16 protein-coding genes are annotated in these 18717 nt (G+C 63.1%); 15 read left to right on the forward strand and 1 reads right to left on the reverse strand.

Going from position 1 to position 18717, the window contains the following annotated elements:
• Position 1 precedes the first annotated feature (1 nt).
• Positions 2 to 3937: a conjugal transfer protein TraG N-terminal domain-containing protein gene (locus LXE91_RS41685; protein WP_223274480.1), complete on the forward strand. Its 3936-nt coding sequence runs from the start codon at positions 2 to 4 to the stop codon at positions 3935 to 3937.
• Between the two features lie 37 nt (positions 3938 to 3974).
• Here LXE91_RS41685 and LXE91_RS41690 read toward each other — a convergent pair whose 3' ends face one another.
• A complete protein-coding gene (locus LXE91_RS41690) occupies positions 3975 to 4367 on the reverse strand; it encodes a hypothetical protein (protein WP_027811091.1) in 393 nt (130 codons plus the stop codon).
• Positions 4368 to 4630: 263 nt separating this feature from the next.
• Between LXE91_RS41690 and LXE91_RS41695 the strand changes: the two genes are divergently transcribed.
• From LXE91_RS41695 to LXE91_RS41760, 14 genes are all read left to right on the forward strand, one after another.
• Entirely contained in the window at positions 4631 to 5257 is a 627-nt protein-coding gene (locus LXE91_RS41695) for a phospholipase D family nuclease (RefSeq protein ID WP_027811092.1), read from the forward strand.
• 33 nt (positions 5258 to 5290) lie between these two features.
• Entirely contained in the window at positions 5291 to 5551 is a 261-nt protein-coding gene (locus tag LXE91_RS41700; RefSeq protein ID WP_027811093.1) for a hypothetical protein, read from the forward strand.
• Between the two features lie 14 nt (positions 5552 to 5565).
• Positions 5566 to 7545, forward strand: a complete 1980-nt coding sequence (locus LXE91_RS41705) for a zeta toxin family protein (RefSeq protein ID WP_027811094.1) — start codon at positions 5566 to 5568, stop codon at positions 7543 to 7545.
• Between the two features lie 8 nt (positions 7546 to 7553).
• Positions 7554 to 7970 carry a hypothetical protein gene (locus LXE91_RS41710; protein ID WP_027811095.1) on the forward strand — a complete coding sequence of 139 codons (417 nt, stop codon included), beginning with the start codon at positions 7554 to 7556 and terminating at the stop codon, positions 7968 to 7970.
• Between the two features lie 54 nt (positions 7971 to 8024).
• Positions 8025 to 8423 (forward strand): outer membrane protein assembly factor BamE domain-containing protein, encoded by a 399-nt coding sequence (bamE, locus tag LXE91_RS41715; RefSeq protein WP_027811096.1) that lies wholly within the window; start codon positions 8025 to 8027, stop codon positions 8421 to 8423.
• Between the two features lie 126 nt (positions 8424 to 8549).
• The gene (locus LXE91_RS41720) at positions 8550 to 9059 is read left to right on the forward strand and encodes a hypothetical protein (RefSeq protein ID WP_027811097.1); all 510 of its coding nucleotides are present in this window, start codon (positions 8550 to 8552) and stop codon (positions 9057 to 9059) included.
• Between the two features lie 50 nt (positions 9060 to 9109).
• Positions 9110 to 9583, forward strand: coding sequence for a hypothetical protein (locus LXE91_RS41725; RefSeq protein ID WP_125380539.1), 474 nt, complete (start codon positions 9110 to 9112; stop codon positions 9581 to 9583).
• Positions 9580 to 10062: a protein-disulfide reductase DsbD N-terminal domain-containing protein gene (locus tag LXE91_RS41730; protein ID WP_034175799.1), complete on the forward strand. Its 483-nt coding sequence runs from the start codon at positions 9580 to 9582 to the stop codon at positions 10060 to 10062. The genes LXE91_RS41725 and LXE91_RS41730 overlap by 4 nt, the downstream gene beginning before the upstream one ends.
• A gap of 380 nt (positions 10063 to 10442) precedes the next feature.
• Entirely contained in the window at positions 10443 to 15011 is a 4569-nt protein-coding gene (locus tag LXE91_RS41735; protein ID WP_027811100.1) for a beta strand repeat-containing protein, read from the forward strand.
• 14 nt (positions 15012 to 15025) lie between these two features.
• Complete coding sequence (locus tag LXE91_RS41740; RefSeq protein WP_027811101.1) at positions 15026 to 15694, forward strand: hypothetical protein; 669 nt, start codon at positions 15026 to 15028, stop codon at positions 15692 to 15694.
• A 29-nt stretch (positions 15695 to 15723) separates the two neighbouring features.
• Positions 15724 to 15936, forward strand: coding sequence for a hypothetical protein (locus LXE91_RS41745; RefSeq protein WP_034192229.1), 213 nt, complete (start codon positions 15724 to 15726; stop codon positions 15934 to 15936).
• A 15-nt stretch (positions 15937 to 15951) separates the two neighbouring features.
• A complete protein-coding gene (locus tag LXE91_RS41750; RefSeq protein WP_027811103.1) occupies positions 15952 to 17394 on the forward strand; it encodes a DUF1173 domain-containing protein in 1443 nt (480 codons plus the stop codon).
• 262 nt (positions 17395 to 17656) lie between these two features.
• Positions 17657 to 17794, forward strand: coding sequence for a hypothetical protein (locus tag LXE91_RS41755; protein WP_153260042.1), 138 nt, complete (start codon positions 17657 to 17659; stop codon positions 17792 to 17794).
• An 8-nt stretch (positions 17795 to 17802) separates the two neighbouring features.
• Positions 17803 to 18696 carry a hypothetical protein gene (locus LXE91_RS41760; RefSeq protein ID WP_027811104.1) on the forward strand — a complete coding sequence of 298 codons (894 nt, stop codon included), beginning with the start codon at positions 17803 to 17805 and terminating at the stop codon, positions 18694 to 18696.
• The last annotated feature ends 21 nt before the right edge of the window (positions 18697 to 18717 follow it).

The raw sequence follows: 18717 nt of genomic DNA on the forward strand, positions 1-18717 counted from the left end.
CATGGAAATCGACACCTATGGGAACGTCGATACCTTGTACTACGTCATGCAGGGTATCGCGTCTTTCATGGGTAGCGGAACCTGGACAGGTCTCATCCGTTACACGTTGTTGAGCGGCGTCGTAATCTGGACGATCGTCGCGATCGGCCGGAAAGGCTATGAGATCTTCCGGTGGTTCGCCGCCGCGATGCTGATGACGCAGCTGCTGTTGCTACCGGTCGAGAACGTGTTCATCACGGACGTCAACAACGTGCAGCCGACTCGGGAGGTGGATCACGTCCCCGCCTATCTCGCCGCGGTTGCCCAGAGCTTCACGCTCATCTCTCGCGTGCTGACACAGTCGTACGAAACGATCTTTTCGGTGCCGGATACGCTGACCCTGAAAAAGGGGGATGTGGGTTTCGGCATCTCCGTGCTGCAGAAGGTGAACAAGGCTGAAATCACCGATCCGGGGCTGCACGCTGACCTTATCCAGTTCTTCAAGGAGTGCACGGTCTACGACATCCAGGACGGCGCGATTGATCCGAAGACGATCATGAACGGCACCGACCCCTTCAATACCGTGTTCACGTCGACGAGCCCTGCCCGATATGTGACGACGAACACCCTCACCGCGAACCCTACGACGGACACCTGTTCCGCGACCGGCACTTTGTTGCTGCTGCGCGTACAGGACGCTGAGCAAGCGGCCGAGCAGATGTATGGCAGCGAGATGTATCCGGAGATCGCCGACCCCTCCATGGCGAAGGCGGAATTCGTCAACGCGATTGGAGATTCGTACGGCTTCATCCTCCAGTCGTCGCAGAACGCGTCGTCGGCGCTACGACAGGCAATGTTCAACAACGTATGGCGCCAGGCGGGAGCGGAGCTGCCCGCGATGCTGAACGATCCGGCGCGCGTGGCCGAGGTCAATGCGTTGATGAGTTCTGCCCAGGCTGCAGTGGCGACGAACGGCTCACTCGCCTCCATGGCGATTCTCGCCAAGAACACGCTGCCGACCGTTCGCAACTATGCCGAAGCGATCATCTATGCGGTTTTCCCGCTCATTCTGGTGCTCTGCCTGATCAGCGGCGCGGATGGGGCCAAACGAATCCTCGCGATGTACGCCAAGACGGTGGCATGGGTGTCTGTCTGGCCGATGCTCTTCGCGGTCATCAACGGGCTGTCGCTGATTCACCTGAGCCATGAGATGCGCTCGATGTCGCTGCAGGCCGGCGTGCCGTTCGGCATGGCGGCGAAGTTCGGACAGACGTTGCTCGACGAGCAGGCGCTGCTTGGATACATGGTGATTATTACGCCTCCCCTTGCGTGGCTGTTGCTGAACTTCGCATCGGCCGGCGTTGTCGGTGCGTTCTCTCAACTGAGCGGCGCGTTGACCGGCTCTGCTCAACAGATCGGTGGTCAACAGGCGCAAGGCGACGAAAACATCGGCAACGTGCACATGGATTCGTCGTCGATCGATAACGCGTCGCGCAACGTGACCTCGGCGAACAAGTACGACAACACTGTGCAGTCGCGCACCGGGTCGATGAACGTCGATACCGGGACCGGCTCGGCCTTCACGAACTTTGCCAATGGCCTGATCGCTCGCACCGAGTTTCAGAACAGCCTCGGCGTTTCGGCCACGTCCCAGGACGCATTTGAGCGGTCGCTCGGCACCGACACCTCGACGGGTGTCGCGGCAAACCGCACGAATTCCACGTTCGCTGGGCGGGAGCAGCTTGCGTCCAGCACGAACAGTGTCTCGAGCAGCCAGGAGCGTGGAAGCTCACAGCGCCTGTCCGACGATTCCAGTTCGGGTACGCGGGCCTCGTCTAGCCAAACAGGTGAGCGGCGGACCGCACATGATCAGCAATATGCGATAGATCAGTCGCACTCCGTCGACGGTACAACTTCTGCAGGAGCCAAAGGTTCGATCATGCTTGGTGGCGGCTTTGCCAAGTCGTTTGGCGAGGATGGGGCGCCGTCCGGCAACGCCGGCGGTGGAGGCGGCGGCTCAGCCGGTGGTAGCGGGCGTGGGCCTTCCGGCAATGGTCGGCAAGGAAGCAGCAATCCGGTCTCGAACTCGCCTCTTTTTAACCAAGCAGAAGAAGACAAACTCGCTCGTAAGGCCGAGTCACTTGGAAAATCGCCGAACGAAGTTCAAGCGATTCGGGATGCGTATCGATTGAAGGTGCGGGCTGCGGATTATGCAAATGGCGGTGGCACGGGGAAAGGGCAGTCGAGTCTGAAGTTTGGTCTCGATGTTTCGGGCGAAGGTGGATATACGAAGTCTTGGCGGAATTCTGACGCACAAAAATTCGTCGATCAAAACAGTAGTTTGGCCGCCTACACCGAGAGCGATAACGTCTCTCACGAAGGCTCGCAGATGCACAATGACTCCACCGGAATGGAGTCCGGGCAGCACGTTCGCCGCGACCGGTCGGCGTCTCTGACGGACCAGGTTTCGTCCGGCTCTCGCGTTGCAGCGGATCTCACTCGCAGCGCAGACGTGCGCCAGCGCGGATCGACGCAAGTGGTTTCGCGCGTAGATACCTCGACCAACCTGATGACGCCTGAGAACCTGCAGGCGGTCGCTGCGCGCAACGGTATCCGATACAGCCAGCTGATGACGTTGCCGTCCCCGCAGATCGCTCAGCTGGTCGCCCAAGATGCAGCGATGCGCGACATCGTTTCGCGCAACTCGACGTTGCCGACCACGGCTCGTGATGGGTCTACTCTCCCTGCGAGCGGCATCGACGTCGTTCGCCAGGACCAACGCAACCAGTCCGGCGTTGGTGCAAGTGCCCCCGCGTCGTTCCAGCGTTTTGCAGGTGCGGTTGGACCAGTGGATACGACACCCCTGGATGTTGCGACGCCGATGCCCCAAATCGTGACCGACGCACAGCACCGTGTGGATGTTACGCAGCAACGGGTCGCGAGCGAGTCCGCCGCGCCGATCAAGCAGGTGCGTGACCACGTCGATCCGTCGGCCGACAACAAGCCGCTCATGACGCCCGAGCGGGCGCCGGGCCGCTTGCTTTCCTCTCCGCCCGCGGCGCCGTCAGCTTCCGATAGCAAGGGGCCCCTGTCGGCATGGGTGAACTCGATTCAGCCGAGCGGGCCGGCTGGAACAACGTCCACCTCGGCACCAATTGAAAACTTCCTACATCCGCGAACTACGGGAAATGGCCCGACTCTTGAAGCCGCTCGAGCGACGGAAACCGGCACGGGCTCGCCCGCGACTCAACCGCGTCTGTCCGAATCTGACTTCAGGATCGTGACTCTGCCGGCCGGCAATGATCACATGTCACATCGGCAGAGTGATCGTCGAGTGCCCGATGCTCCTGACGGGACATACAGCCGGCCGTCTCCGGAGCTACCCAGCCCTGATCAAGAAGCTGTAGCGCGGCCCGTCGGCTCGATACGGGGTCGCCGGGTGGTTGACGATGGAAGTCGGGGAAGTAGCTTGCCGACCGCATCAATGAAGCGTAGCGGCGGGGTCTCAGTCATGGCTCCTGGAACGACGGCTGGCAACCCTGGTTCACGAATCGACAACGTCAAACCAGCTAACTCTGGTCAGGAGCAGGCTACGCCGGCGCCTATCGCGCCTGAACCAGCTGGCCGGAGAAGTTCGCCGTCCGGTGGCATCGGCCTCGCAAGCGTCGGGTCAGAAGTCGGTGGCGTCGACAGAAAGGTGCAGATCGGTCGCGCGCCAGGCGGGTCATCTGCTGCAGGGGATGCCTTGCCATCGACACCCTCGCAATACCTCGATGCCGCAACCGTCGGAGCCGACGCATCTGCTCCGCACGACGACTCGGCGGTAAGCGGCGCGGCCACTTCCCCGAGCGTTTTGGCTTCGGCGAGTCGACTAGGACGCGGTTCTGCAGATGACGCACGTGGAGTCAAGTCGCTCCCGAGCGCGGGCGTTGCAAACGATGATCCCGACAACCAATGAAAAAGGGGCCTTGCGGCCCCGGACGGTAATTCCCCAATCAATGACGCCAATCGCTATGACTCATCTGATTTCTTTGGTCTCTCCAAAACCAATCGTTCGAGAGGTCGCTGCTTGCATTGTTGCTCGAACGAGCGGTGTTCCAGCCGTCATCATAGTGCGCGCCGGTCATGATGAGATGGCCCAGCTTGACTGCAACGCCCAATTGGGCGAACACGCCGAAGATGCAGGAAAAGAGAGCGCCAAAAGCCAAAATGGTAAAGGGCAGCTGCATTACCGTAATCACGATGGCCGCAACCAGGAGCGTGGTCAGATAGCCCCACATGATTTTCCGGTAAATCAATCGGCCACTGCGCGAGGCGATAAACGATGTGAAAACCGAGAAAATCGCTGCTGCCATTATCGCCATGAAATTCGCAAGCACATAGTCCATGATGAGCGCCCCCGTACGCAATTAGTATCGACGTTACGCCTGATTTCTCGTACTGGCAAGTTAATCCTTGATGACGTAATTCGTCGTGGTGTCAATTCATTTGCGTCTTTAATTAGCGCGATCTCGACGGTGAGTCGAGTGCGTCTGGTCGCGCTCACGTTTTCTGCCCTGCTTCTTGCTGCTTGCGCCTCGGTGCACAGCTACGACGCCTGCGCCCGCTCCTATTCAGCGGATGGCCACGCCTCCCACGTCGGGAGGTCGGCATGAAGTTTCTCCTCTTCCTCGCGATCACGGCCGGTGTCGGCTACTACGTGCTGCATGACGGGCCGACGCCGGATCTCGGCAATTTGTCGTCGTCCGTTGGGCATTTTGCGAGCTCTCTGAAGCACCCAGCCGACAACGCCTCACATTCTGAAAGCGCAGGCTCTGGCGACCACGCCTCCGTCCAATTCGCGACTTCACCCGACGGCCAGGCCGAGGCGCTCGTGCTGAGCGTGATCGACAGCGCGCAGTCGGAGCTCGACGTCGCCGCTTACGAGCTCACCAATCGTCGCATCGTTACCCATCTGATCGAGCGCGCCCGCGCTGGTGTCCAGGTCCGTGTCGTCCTCGACCGCTCCCAGCTTGACGGCCGCGGCTCGAAGCTCGCGGATCTCGTCGCGGCCGGAATACCGGTTCGCATCGACATGGCCGTACCGCTCATGCACGACAAGTTCATCGTCGCTGATAGCGATACGACCCAGACAGGCTCGATGAACTACACGCAGGCCGGTGCCAATCACAACGCTGAAAACGTCCTCGTCATCTGGCATCACGCCACGGTCGCCGCAGCCGTGCGCGCCGCGTGGGCGCGCCTATGGAATGAATCGAAGCCTTACCCAGGTGTTTGACCCGGCAATCACGCGCGTAAGCCGAACTTTTTAATGGAGAACACGATGCCTCATGTCGATTTCGAAGTCGCCTGCCAGACGATCGGGCAGCTGATCGCCCACTATGTCGCCGTCATCGCTGAAGAGGAGTCGCGCAGCGAGCCGGATGCGGAGTGCATCGCTATAGCCGACGCGGAACGCAAGACTCTGGTTGCCGCTCGCGATGCGCTGCATCCGGATGATGCGGCTGCGATCGCTCGTGCGCTGGACATCTACGGCCTGCGTGTCCGTCGCTTGAACATCGGTCACGCCTGATTCCGGAGCCCATCATGGACACTATTCCGGATGTCGTGATGCAGCGCGCGTATGCGCGAGTGGAGCGCGAGGCGATTGACGGCAGCCGCGAGCAAGCCGAGCCGAAGGCGATCCTCATCGGTGGCCAACCCGGTGCCGGCAAGACGGCCATTGCGCGTCAGGCGATGGGCGAACTCAACGAGCGCGGTGGTGCCGTTTTGATCGACGCCGATCGCATGAGGGAGAACCTGCCGCAGTACAGCCGGCTTCTTCGCGAGGATCCGCAACATGCAGCCGACCTGACGCATGCCGATGCTGGCCGGTGGGCGGGCCGGCTAACCACGGCCGCATCCGACGTGCGCCGTGATCTTGTGGTCGACGGCACGATGCGTAACCCCGATAGCCTGCGCAATCTGGCGCGGCGGCTCAAGGACCGCGGTTACACGCTGGAGGTTCGGGGCGTGGCCATGCCAGCGGACGTGTCGCTTACGCGTGCGCAGATGCGTACCGAGCGCGAAATCGCGACGACGGGCGTGGGACGGGTGGTCAATCGCGAGCAGCACGACCAGGCGTATGCCGGCATGGTGGAAACGGTCGCATTGCTCGAGCGTGAGAAGGCAGTGGATCGAATCCTGATCGTCGATCGGCATCACCGCGAGATATACCGCAACGAACTGCATCAGGGTGAATGGCGCGAGCCGCAAGCGGCCGCGGCGTCGATCGTGCATGAGCGCGAGCGTCCGATGACCCGCGACGAGATAGCCCATCACGTTCAAATGCTCGATGACATTCGTGACGCTCGTACAGGCCGAGGCGCGCCGGCGCCGGAGATTGCCGACATCTCGCTGCGTCGTGAGCAGGCGCTACGCGTCCCGGAGAGGGATGCGCAAGCACGGGTCAACGGAGCGTCTGCGGATGCGCGGCCGGCACCGGAGCGCGGCTTGCGCGACGTCCTCCGGTCGATGACGCGTGACGTGCCGAACGTCGGTGGCCACTTCCCCGATCCGGTCGCCGAGGAAATCGCTGCGTCGCGCCATCTGCCCGCCCTCGAGGCCAGGCTTCGCTCGCACGGGATGACTCACCTGACACCGCTGGACGCCGGCGCGTCGTCGGTCGTGCTGGCGGCCGACGACAAGCATGTGGTGCGGCTCGGAACCGGCGATCTTGCCGTTCGGCCAAAAATTCCCGAGGTCTTGCAGCCGGTGGCGAGCGGCACCGAAGGCAATCTGCGATACGAAATCATGCCCCGCGCCGATATGCGAGGCGTGACATCGGCCGACGTCGCGCGCACGGCCGACGCGCTTCGTCAGCGCGGATACCACTGGAGCGATCAGGGCGTCGACAATCTGGGCATCGTGGACGGTCGTGTGGTCGTCGTCGATCCGGGTGGCATAGAGCCGGTACGCGAACGGGCCATTCTGCCGTCTGCACGCCAACCGGATCAGCCAAAGACGGAGGTCGAAGTCGATACGGCGCGCGCGCCGCGCCGGCGTACCGTTGACCACGCGCGCGACGCGGAGCGCGGCCGCGCGTTCGACACGCTGGGCCGTGACCAGGCGCTCGCCCTCTTCCCCGAGCTCGACGCGGCCTACCACCACCTCGAAACGCGGACCTCGATCAGCACGGTTCCCCACAGCGAAATCGAACGCGCCAACCTGTCCGAACAGATCCATCGGGGCCAGCTACCCGAGGGTGACGTGCCGGACGATGTTTCGCGCCGGGCGATCGGCCTGGCCGGCGATTACCACAACCTGATTCTGCGCGATGCGCAGCAGTTGGAGCGCCACTACCGCGGTGAGGTGCTCGCCAACTCGACGCACCACTCGCTGGTCAAGATCGGTCAGACCGTTGGCATCGTCTATCCGCGCGATCGTCTGTCCCGCGATGTCGAGGTCGGCGAGCAGATCGCGATTCAGTATTCGCCGGACAGCGCGCTGCACCAGGTCAGGGAGCGCGATCACGAAGCGGAACGCGCAGACCGATCACACGACCACCAGCTTTCTATCGAGCGATAGGGGCCGCCATGTCTATTTTCAATCGCCCCCGACGTGTGCGTCCCGTTCCGCATTTTACGCGGCTCTATCTGGCCGAACGTCGACACATTCGCCGTCGGCTGTGGACCAGTCCGAGACTGCTGCGTATCGAAGCCGATTGGGCGACGCGTTACGTCGTGCAGTGGCTCGCACTGTGCTGGTTGGCATGGGCACCGGCGTTGTTGCTCTGGTGGCGGCTGATCTCCAACGGATTCCACCTCGACTACCCGATCGTCGTCGAGCCGCGCGCTTCGCTGCCGATGTACGTGTTCGCCGGCCTCGTCGCTTCGCTTTTCTACGCGTGGTGGCGACCGTACATCAGCTACGTCGAGCTGCAGGTCAGGCGCCACATGGACGACTGGTATCGCACTGTATGTGAAGCGGCGCGATCCGGCCGCCTGTATTAGGCCAGCAACGAATCACCGCCATTTTTGACTGTTGATCACACCAAGGGGAAGACCATGAAATTCACGAAGAACACGCTCCTGATCGTCGCGTTGTCGGCCACTGCGTTACTTGCCGGTTGCGCCACCACTGGCAACGAGCACCTCGAATCCGCGACGCAATCAAGCGTTCAGGCCCAAATCCAGCAGGGCAAGAGCACGAAGCAGGACGTTCAGGATGCTTTCGGTTCACCGAACAAGACCACATTCACCGATTCGGGTCTCGAGATCTGGACATACGAGCTGGCGCACGCCACGCCGCACGCTATCAACTTCGTCCCGATCGTCGGTGCGTTTGCACATGGCGCTGACGTGCGGAAGAAGACGTTGACAGTGCTGTTCGACGACAGCGGGGTCGTCAAGAAATACACGTTTGCCGAGACCACCGACGTGGCCAAGGGAGGCATCGGCCAGTAGCGCCTGCCTGATCGCAATTTAGTGGCGGGAAGGTGCTGTTCCTTACCTTGCGCCTTCCCTTTGACGCCAGCCGGCTTGCCGGCTGGTCTTTTTCCCCGATCTCGCGTTTCTGTAGAGGCACCCGCAATGAATCGATATCGCGCATCTTCCATCGAGCGCCGGCGAGCTGCAGCCTCGATCGCCTGGCCAAAAGGCACGTTGATCCTGACCAACACGGATCCCTCTGCCCAACGCACGCTGAAGGGCGCGGCGGTCGCGCTTGCGGCGGCGGCTTGCCTGTTTTCCATCACTTGCACAAACGGGCCCTTGCAGTCCTGGGCTCGCTCGCGCGAGCACTTCGACATGCGACCTGCGATGGAGGCCGCCCTGAAAGCCGGAAGTCGTTCCGCCGGTACATGGCTTGCCGTTCATTTCAATCGCGACTATCCGGGCTTGCTCCAGGCCGAGTCAGACGCTGGCGAACCGACAGCGATGTACCTGGTTGCTCGCATGCACCTGCAAAAGCACGCGGGTTTCGGCCACACCACGGCGGCGACCGATTCGGATCAGGAAATCGGCATGCAACTCATGCGTCGAGCCGCGGCGGCAGGCGGTCAGGACGCCCTGCGCTATCTGGTCAGTGGGTCTGCGAACTGAACACCACGATGGAATTGGACAAATACGCGGCATGTAAAGGAGAAAGCCGTATGCATACGCGTCCCCTTCACCCCCCCGTTCATCGTCGACATGTGCGAATCATGCTTGGCGTGTTGGCGCTCGTTACCTGGTTACTGATTGCGCCTATTGCTTACCTTGATGCGCTCGGATTCTGGAATAGCACGGAGCCCGTGTTCATCGCCGCGTTTGTTACGGCGCTACTGTTCTTGGCGGCTGTACGTTCGACGTGCACTCGACGTGGAACGTGGAGCGCACTACGTCGTGCGCAACGCGGTTTGCACCGTTTCGGCATGTGTGTCTATTTCATTTGCATGCTGTTGATGATCGTGATCGTCGGGAACTTCGATTCGTCGGCGGCCGGGTTGGCGGAATCGGCTTTCGACTTGTGTTTCGACGGAATGGTTGCCGGCGCAACGTTGTACTTCTGGAGCCTACTGGCGCTGCCGGTCTTATATATTCTCGCCCGCACTGAATCGGCGTGGAAGCAGCGAGGTGCGCGATGACCGCTCGAACTCGCGTTCTGCACCGTTTAGTCGTGGCCGTGTCGCTGGCGTTGCTTGCGTGGATCGTTGGCGGTGTCCTCGCTCGCCAGGCACACGCGCAGGAGTTTCTGTCGCCCGAGCAAGCGTTCCGCGTTCGCATGACCGAAGAACGTGGCGCTGTCGTCCTCCATTTTGCGATCGCTGACGGTTACCGACTTTACGGCGACCGCTTCCGGGTCGCGAGTGATGACGGCCGCGCGCACCTCGGTTCAATTCAGCACCGCGCCGGCAAGGTCGTCGCTGATCCGAGTGCTGGGCGTCCGGTTGAGGTGTTCGAGCGAGAAGTGACGTTGCGTGTGCCGGTCAATGCTCGCGAGATGTTCGGCCTCACGGTGACCTATCAAGGCTGTGCAATCAACCAGATCTGCTATCCGCCGATGCAGCGGACCTTTCCGGTGATTGCTGCTGCACTGCTGTCGCAGTCGGAGGCGTCGCGATGACGGCCGTCCTTTCTCCCTTCTCGCGTGCCCAGTACGCCTATGCGGTCTGTACGACAGACCCCGGTTCGCCAAAGTGGTTCAGCCACCTCCATGCCGCTCGGCACCACGCGATAGCACCCGCTCGCGCATGCGTCGGCATCCACGATGGGGAATTCCCGCCCCTGACTGCCGATATCCCGATGCTGCGCGACGCCTTCGAGGGTGCCGTGCTTGAGATTCACCAAAGGCAGCGCCGTCAGATCGATGGCGATGTTGCCGAAAGAAACCCCCTCTGTTCCCGGAATCTTGGCGGAGGACAGGAACAGAGGGCTCCAGGTCCTGCGCGAGCGCAGGCGTAAACGTCCCGTAGACCGGGCACTCGTTGTTAAGCGGGGATTGTAATGAAATTTTCGAAACGCCCTACACCAAGCGGTTTATCGATCGCGATCGCCGCGGCGATCGCATCGATGGCTGGTCCAGTGCATGCTCAGACGTCCGGAGACGGTGCGCTTTCAGATGGGAATGGTGCCGTTGCCTCTGGCGATTATTCCGTTGCGATCGGCACGGCGGTTACCTCTGCCGGGCCGCGCTCGTTGAGCTTTGGTTACGCGTCGACGGCGGCCGGAGCCGATTCGATCGTGCTCGGGACGTCCAGCACCGCGCAGACGAATGCGGTAGCGGTCGGCAATACGACGGCGGCCGGTACGAATGCAACGGCAATGGGTTCCGCCGCCACTGCCGCGGGCAATGGTTCCGTCGCGATCGGAACCGGCGCCGTCGCGAACAATTCGCAGGATGTCGCAATCGGATCGGGATCCACGACCGGCGCCGCGCACCCGCTTAGTAGCTTCGTTATTGCTGGTGAGAACTACTCGGTGGCGGGATCAACGTCCAACGGGGTGGTGAGTTTCGGTGCGCCGCAAAGTCCGAGGCAACTGACTAATGTTGCCGCCGGCGCCGTTAGTGCAACAAGTCTCGACGCCGTCAACGGATCCGAGCTCTATCACATGGGACAGGCAGTTGGGAGTCTCTCAACGTCGACGAGTCAGTCCGTGACGTCGCTGTCGACTGCGACCGCCAACAATGCCACGGGAGTTGCCGCCGTCTCTTCCGGACTCGCTACGCTGTCAACCACCGCCTCACAATCTTTGTCGTCGCTATCGACAGGGCTCTCGAGCAACACGGCCAACGTCACGAGCCTGTCGAGCAGTGCAGCCTCAAGCGTAGGTTCGCTCTCAACCAGCGTGGCCGGCGCCGGTACGGCGTTGGCCAGCTTGTCGACCGGTATTGCGCAGTCAGCCACGTCGCTGTCAACGGGCCTGGCAAGCAACACGGCCAGCATCACGAGTCTGTCGAGCAGTACGGCATCAGGCTTTGGTTCGCTCTCAACTGGGCTGTCCGACGTCGGCACGACGGTCGCGAGCTTGTCGACGAGCACGGTTGCAGGGTTCTCGTCACTGTCGACGTCGACCGCTCAAACGGTCAGCAGCCTGTCAACCGGCGCGGCCAGTGCGATCGGTTCGTTATCGACCGGGACCGCACAGGCTGTCACGTCGCTGTCGACGGGCTTCGCCAGCAACACGGCCAACATCACGAGTCTGTCGAGCAGTACGGCATCAGGCTTTGGTTCGCTCTCAACTGGGCTGTCCGACGTCGGCACGACGGTCGCGAGCTTGTCGACGGGCACGGCTGCAGGGTTCGTGTCGCTCTCGACGTCGACCGCACAAACGATCGGAAGTCTGTCGACGAGCACGGCCAGCGCGATTGCGACGTTGTCGACTACGACAAGCCGATCGATCTCGTCTCTTTCGACTGGCCTGGCCGGCGACGGCGCGACACTCTCGGCAATGCAGTCCGCTTTGGCTGCAGGGACCGTTGGTCTGGTTCAGCAAGCAGGCGGTGCCGGCACGGGCGCGATCACAATCGGCGCCAGTACCGGCGGTACGGTGCTCAACGTCGCCGGCAACGCGGGCGCGCGGCAGGTCAAGGGTGTGGCCGCAGGCACAGACGCTACCGATGCGGTCGACCTGCAGCAGCTGCAGAGCGTGGCGGCTCAGACAGGCGCAATCGGCTCGAGCGCGGTCGTCTACGACGATGTGTCCCACACGAGCATCACCTTTGGTGCGGTGGGTGTGCCAGTCACTTTGACCAACCTCGCGGACGGCTCCGTGAACGCCGGCAGCACGGACGCGGTCAACGGCCGGCAACTCTATGCCGCGCAGCAGGCGACGAATGCCAACAGTGGTGCGATCGCCGCACTGTCTACTTCAACGCAGGCGGTCACGTCGTCGCTTTCGACGGGCGCGGTTAATAGTGCGGCCTTGTTCGGAAGCTTTTCATCCAGCACGGCTGCCACTTTCTCGCTCCTGTCGACTGGCTTGTCCGCGACCAACGAAAGTGTGTCGTCTCTCACGTCGAGCCTGGTGGCCGGAACCGTCGGGTTGGTCCAGCAGACCGGCGGGACCGGCAGTGGCCGGATCATGGTCGGGGCCAACACCGGCGGTACGGCCCTCGACGTGGCCGGCACATCTGGACCGCGTCAGGTCGAGGGCGTTGCCGCGGGCATCGACGGCACCGATGCGGTCAACCTGCAGCAGCTGCAGAGCGTGGCAGGCCAGACGGGCGCAATCGGCGCGAGCGCAGTTAGCTATGACGGCGCGTCGCATACCCGCGTCACGCTCGGTGCATCAGGGTCGCCTGTGACCCTGACCAACCTCGCGGACGCCTCGTTGAACGCGAGCAGCACCGACGCTGTCACGGGTCGGCAGCTCTATGCTGCCCAGCAGGCGACGAACGCAAACGTCGGCGCGATCGCTGCCCTGTCCACGTCAACGCTGGCGGCAGCGTCCTCGCTTTCCACGGGCATCGCCAGCAACGTCGTCTCGATCGCGAGCCTGTCGACCAGCACGACCACGGCGCTTTCTTCTCTCTCGACCGGCGTCTCCCATGGCCTGGCGTCGCTGTCGACCGGCTTGTCCTCGGCCAACGCCGGCATATCAGCCCTCGCGTCCAGTCTTGCGGTCGGGACTGTCGGGCTGGTGCAGCAGTCCGGCGGCGCCAGCACCGGCACGATTACGGTCGGCGCCGGCACCGGCGGCATCGCGCTCGACGTCGGCGGAACTGCGGGCGCGCGCCAGATCAAGGGCGTAGCCGCCGGCACAAACGCCACCGACGCGGTCAACCTGCAGCAACTGCAGGGCGTAACGGCGGCTGTGGGCGCCGTCGGCGACGGCGCAGTCTCCTATGATGACTCGACGCATTCGCGCGTCACGCTCGGCGCCCCCGGCGTCGGATCGCCCGTCGTGCTCACCAACGTCGCAGACGCGGCACTGACGGCCACCAGCACGGACGCCGTGTCTGGTCGGCAGCTTTACACCGCCAACCAGGCGATCAGCGCCAACGCGGTCTCGATCGCAATGCTGTCGACGTCGACTGGCCTCGCCGTGTCGTCGTTGTCCACCGGCGTCGCCAACGGCGGGGCGACGCTGGCCGCGCTGCAATCGGGACTGGCGGCCGGTACGATTGGCCTGGTGCAGCAAGCCAGCGGTTCCAGCACGGGCACGATCACGGTCGGCGCCAGCACCGGCGGTACGGCGTTTGACATCGCCGGCACTGCCGGCGCGCGCCAGGTCAAGGGCGTAGCTGCCGGCACTGACGCCACCGATGCGGTCAACCTCCAGCAGCTGCAGGGCGTGGCATCTCAGGCCAGCGCGCTCGGCGCGAGCGCGGTCGCCTACGACGACGCCTCGCATACGCGGGTCACATTCGGCACGGCAGGCGCGCCCGTCGCCCTAACCAACGTCGCTGATGCGGCCTTGACGGCGAACAGCACCGACGCGGTCTCGGGACGTCAACTCTATGCGACGAACCAGAGCGTCTCCGCCCTGGCTGGCCAGCTCGCTACGGGTACCGTCGGACTCGTGCAACAACGCGGCGGCTCGAGTGCCGGCGCGATTACGATCGGTGCCGGCACAGGCGGCACCAACATCGACGTCAGCGGCCTGGCTGGCGCGCGCCGCGTCTCTGGTGTGGCAGCGGGTGTGAACGTCACCGACGCGGTCAATGTCGGCCAGTTGAACCAGGTTATCGGTACGGTCAATACGATCGCCGGTAACGCACTGTCTTACGACGATCTCACGAAGCTCAGCGTGACGCTTGGAGGGCTCGGAGCCGGGGTGGCCGTCACCATCCATAACCTGGCGCCCGGCGCGTTATCAGCAACCAGCGCGGATGCGGTCAACGGGGCTCAGCTCTTTGCCACGAATGCGAACGTCGCCGCCAATACCAGCGCGATCGATGTACTTTCTGCCCGACTTGGCGCGATCCTTCCGTCGAGGTTCAGCCAGAGCCTCCCCGAGCCCGGCCAGGGCAGCCTCAAATATGCTGCGTTCAACAGCACCGGCGCCGGTTCAGTTGCAACCGGCACGGATGCGACGGCTATCGGCAGCAATGCGGTGGCCACCGGCGATCGCAGTGTTGCACTCGGCGTGGGTGCCGTTGCCCAAGGCAGCGGCTCGATCGCGGTCGGCAGCGGTGCGAGCACAACTGGCGCCAATGCCGTGGCGCTGGGCGCCGGTTCAGTGGCCGATCGCGACGATTCGGTGTCGATCGGCAACTCGGCGACCGGTACGACGCGAACACTGACCAATGTCTCGGCCGGAACGGCCCCGACCGATGCCGTCAACGTCCAGCAGCTGAACGACACGGTGACGAACCTGAGCAACCGCATCGAACACGACCGACGTGACGCCAATGGCGGCATCGCCGCGGCTGTCGCGATCGCCAGTCTGCCCCAGGCGCCGGCGCCGGGAAAGAGCATGGTGGCCATCGGGGGCGGGACGTACGGCGGGCAGTCCGCCATGGCGCTCGGCATTTCAACGTATGCCGGCCACTGGATTCTGAAGGCGAACGGCTCGACCGATACGCGCGGCACCGTGGCCGCCGGTGTAGGTGCGGGATTCGTCTGGTAACCAAGGAGATCACCATGAATTCGAAACTTCCTGCTGGACCGGACGTGGTGACAGGCATCGGTCTGCGCAATCCTGAGGTGCCGATTGCTTTCGAGCGCGCGCTGCAGGCTCGCGTCGACTACGCGATGGCGATCTGCACGACCGATGAGGGATCCGAAGCGCGGAACGCACTCCTGAAACGGGCACGCTATGGGGCGAGCGATCTCGGCCGAGATCTTGTCCTGGTCGGTGCCGACGATCTCAGTTGTTCGCCGTTGCTCGCCGACGTGCCCGTGTTGCGAGACGCATTCGAAAGTGCCGTCGACTGGGCGCAGGTCGACCAGGCCAACGCCGAGGCTGAACTGGCGGAGGCCTTGGCTGAAGCCGAGAACGAGCTGGCGCGAGAGAAGGCGGCCGACGAGCGACGTGCCAACACGAAGGCGGCAATCGAAGCCGGCGATTGGCCGGCGCTGGATCTCCCAACGCCCGACGCCTTCGTGCAGGCGCTGGCCGCGGGCAAATCGGTCGACGTCGACGGGCACTGTTTCGACTTCGTCAGCGGCGAAGGTCTGTGGTGTACGAATCCGTATGGCGTCGATGCCTATTTCGGAGACGCCATACCGTCGGTCACCTACGCCCGTGAACTGCTCGGTGCGATTGCGCTCGGCACCGTATTCGGCGACGTCCCGCCTGACAGCGATTGAGCTACCCCATCCACATACCGGAGCTTCCCATGCCCGATCAGGTGTTTCGAAGTGGCAAACCCGTGACAGCACACAGCATCGTGTCGGCCGCGATCGCTGGCGACATGACGGCCGACGAGGCCGTGGAACTCGTCCAGTTGCTGATTGAGGCCCGCGCGCGCGGCCTAGATGTCCGAGAGGCCGATCCCCGCTCTGCCAAAGCGCCCTTGAGGGGCTCGGCCAAGCGCTCAGCCGCCGTTTAAACCAGGAGATCTGGCATGCAGAACTTTGAATTAGACGGGTTGGAATACGAGGCGGGAAGCAATAGTTTCCTCGCGAAACTGCCAGCTGCGCACGAGGCAAAGACACGTCCGCTCTGCCTGTGCTCGACCCCACCGATTCCGATGTACATCGCACGTTTCGAGGGGCGGTATCAGGTCAAGCGTATGCCCGGTACCGGCGCGAAGCACAAGCTCGGCTGCGACTCGTACGAAACCCCGCCCGGCCTGAGCGGTTACGGCGATGTAGAGGGGTCGGCCATCGTCGAGGATCCGGAATCCGGAGAGGTCACCCTCAAGTTCGGTTTCGCGTTGGCGAAAGGTGCCTCGCGGGAGATGCCGGAGCCCTCTGGCGATGAGCCTGACAGCATCAAGACGGATGGCAAGAAGCTGACCTTGCGGGGTTTGCTGCACTACCTCTGGGAACAGGCCGGCCTGAATCGCTGGTCGCCGGCCATGGCCGGCAAGCGGAACTGGTCTGTGGTCCGCAAATATCTGCTGTTGGCCGTCGCGGGCAAGAATGCGAAGAAGATGAGCCTCGAGGACATGCTGTACGTCCCTGAGATGTTCGTCGGCGACCAGAAGGACCGCATCGCCCAGCGACGCACCGAGCATCTCGCCCGGATTTCTGTTTCCGAATCCGGGAAGCCGCACTTCGTGCTGGTGATCGGTGAGCTCAAGGAAATCGCGACCGCTCGCTTTGGCTTCAAGCTGGTCATCAAGCATCTACCCGACTATGGCCTGATGGTCGACGAGAAGACCAAGAAGCGGATCGAGAAGGTCTTCGCGTCCGAGCTCGAGATCTGGGCGGCAACGGAAGGCACCCACCTCATGGTCATCGCCACCGCGAGCCTGTCAGCGGCCGGTATCGCCACCGTCCAGGAGGTGTCGATGATGCTGGCCAACGAATCGTGGATCCCGTTCGAATCGCTCGCCGATAACGCGCTTCTGAAGGCCTTGGCCACCCGTCGTTACCAGAAGTGCCTGCGCTACAACCAGACCGCTAAGCATCCAATCGCCACGGCGTTATTGACTGACGCCGAGCGCGGTACGGCGCTCTATGTTGTGCCGGCCGACGTGTCGTCCGGCTACCAGTCCGAGCTAGACACGCTTATCGCGGAGTCGGAACTGGATTCATGGATCTGGCGGCCGGGGACCGAAGTGATGCCCCCGCTTCCCCTGACCGCCTTCGACGCGGCGCGGAAGGCCCAACGGCAACCGCGGCCGCTCGCATCGGCAGCGGCCACGAATGCCCTAGCGGTACCGGGCTCCGCGATTGCGCGCGAGCTCGAAAACAGAACGCGCACGGTGGTTAAGGCGCCCGAAACGGAACCGGATCCGACTCCGCTGTTCGCCGAACCACCGGTCGTCGATGAGCCGCCCCCGAGGTTCGATGATCAACCGCCCTATACCGATGAGGATCGACCGGCGAATTGGTTGTGAGTGCAACTGGTCATGGAATCGCCTAGTTCCGCTGGACTGAAAGCGATTCTTTTGGAATGTTGTGTAGCGCTAACGAATACGGAGGACTGGATAGGCCAGTCAAAAAAAACGCCCCGATTGCACTCGGGGCGCGACCAAGATGACGTACGACAGGGACCTTCGGCGTCGCAGGCGTCAAACCAGAAAGTTCGGATTCTAGAACAGAAGCGTGCCCTGTCAAGCGTCATCTATGTGACAGCAACTTAACGAATCAGCACATCAGATGATGATCCAGAACAACATTGGCCGTATTGTCGGTGAGGCATTGAAAACAGATGCAACGGCGCTGCCGCTCCGCCCCGTGGTAGCGGCTGGCGGCGATCCGGATATCCAAAATTCGAGGGTATCGGGTACGGACTGAACCAGCTCATGACTCGGCTGATTCCCGGTACGTCGCCGAATCTGGCGCACGCCCCGATGAATCCGACCTGTCCGGCCGCCAGCGACGACTGGATGGCCGCGCCTACGCACGCCCCCCGTCGACGCGCGTCGCTGCCCGAGCGCGTTTGGCCGGCGGATATTCCGTGTCCGGCGCCGGCGAACAGCCCCCGGCTGCTGCGCGAGTTGAAGTTGCGCCTCGGCCGATATCTCGAAACGCCGCAGGCCTGGTTGCCGGCCCTGAACGCTGCCAATGGAAGCCGCCGCCAGCAGCGCAGCGAGCGCCGTATAGCGTGCGTGCAACTGGTGCGAGCGCTCGTCAAATTTTGTGATGTCTCGACGTTGCGTATTGCAGTGCCGGCGCAGAGCGGCTGGGTGGATTTCACCCTGCCCTACCTGGCCGAGCAGGCGGGTCTCTCGGTGCGCCGTGCCGAGCGCGCGCTGCGCGACCTGGTCACCGCACGGCTGGTGAAAAGCCGGCCGCAGTGCGAGGTGGCGGTCGGCGACGAAGGGCCGCGCTATCGTGGGCTTGCCGCCATTCGCTACGTGACGCCTGCACTATTCGAACAATTCGGCCTGGGCAAGTGGCTGCGCCATGAGCGCACTCGCGCCCACCTACGTGCGCAGCGCCGGCGTAATGCCGCGCGCAAGTCCGAGCGGAAGGCCCATGCCAGTGCCGGCCAGCTGCGCACGCTGCTCACCGACAAACTGGCCGCTGCTCAGGCCAAGGCCGTCGCTCGGAGCACGCGCTCCGACGACGATCGTCGTGCCGATCTCGAGCGCGCGATCATGATCCGCGCCGGCGAACTCAAAGATATCTACCCGGACTGGGACCGCGACCGGTGTTTCCGGGTCGCGCATAACCAGCTCGCCCCACCCGCCTAGCGTACAAACGGTTTCCTCCTA

Origin of the sequence: Burkholderia contaminans, from assembly GCF_029633825.1 — a bacterium.
GTDB lineage: Bacteria > Pseudomonadota > Gammaproteobacteria > Burkholderiales > Burkholderiaceae > Burkholderia > Burkholderia contaminans.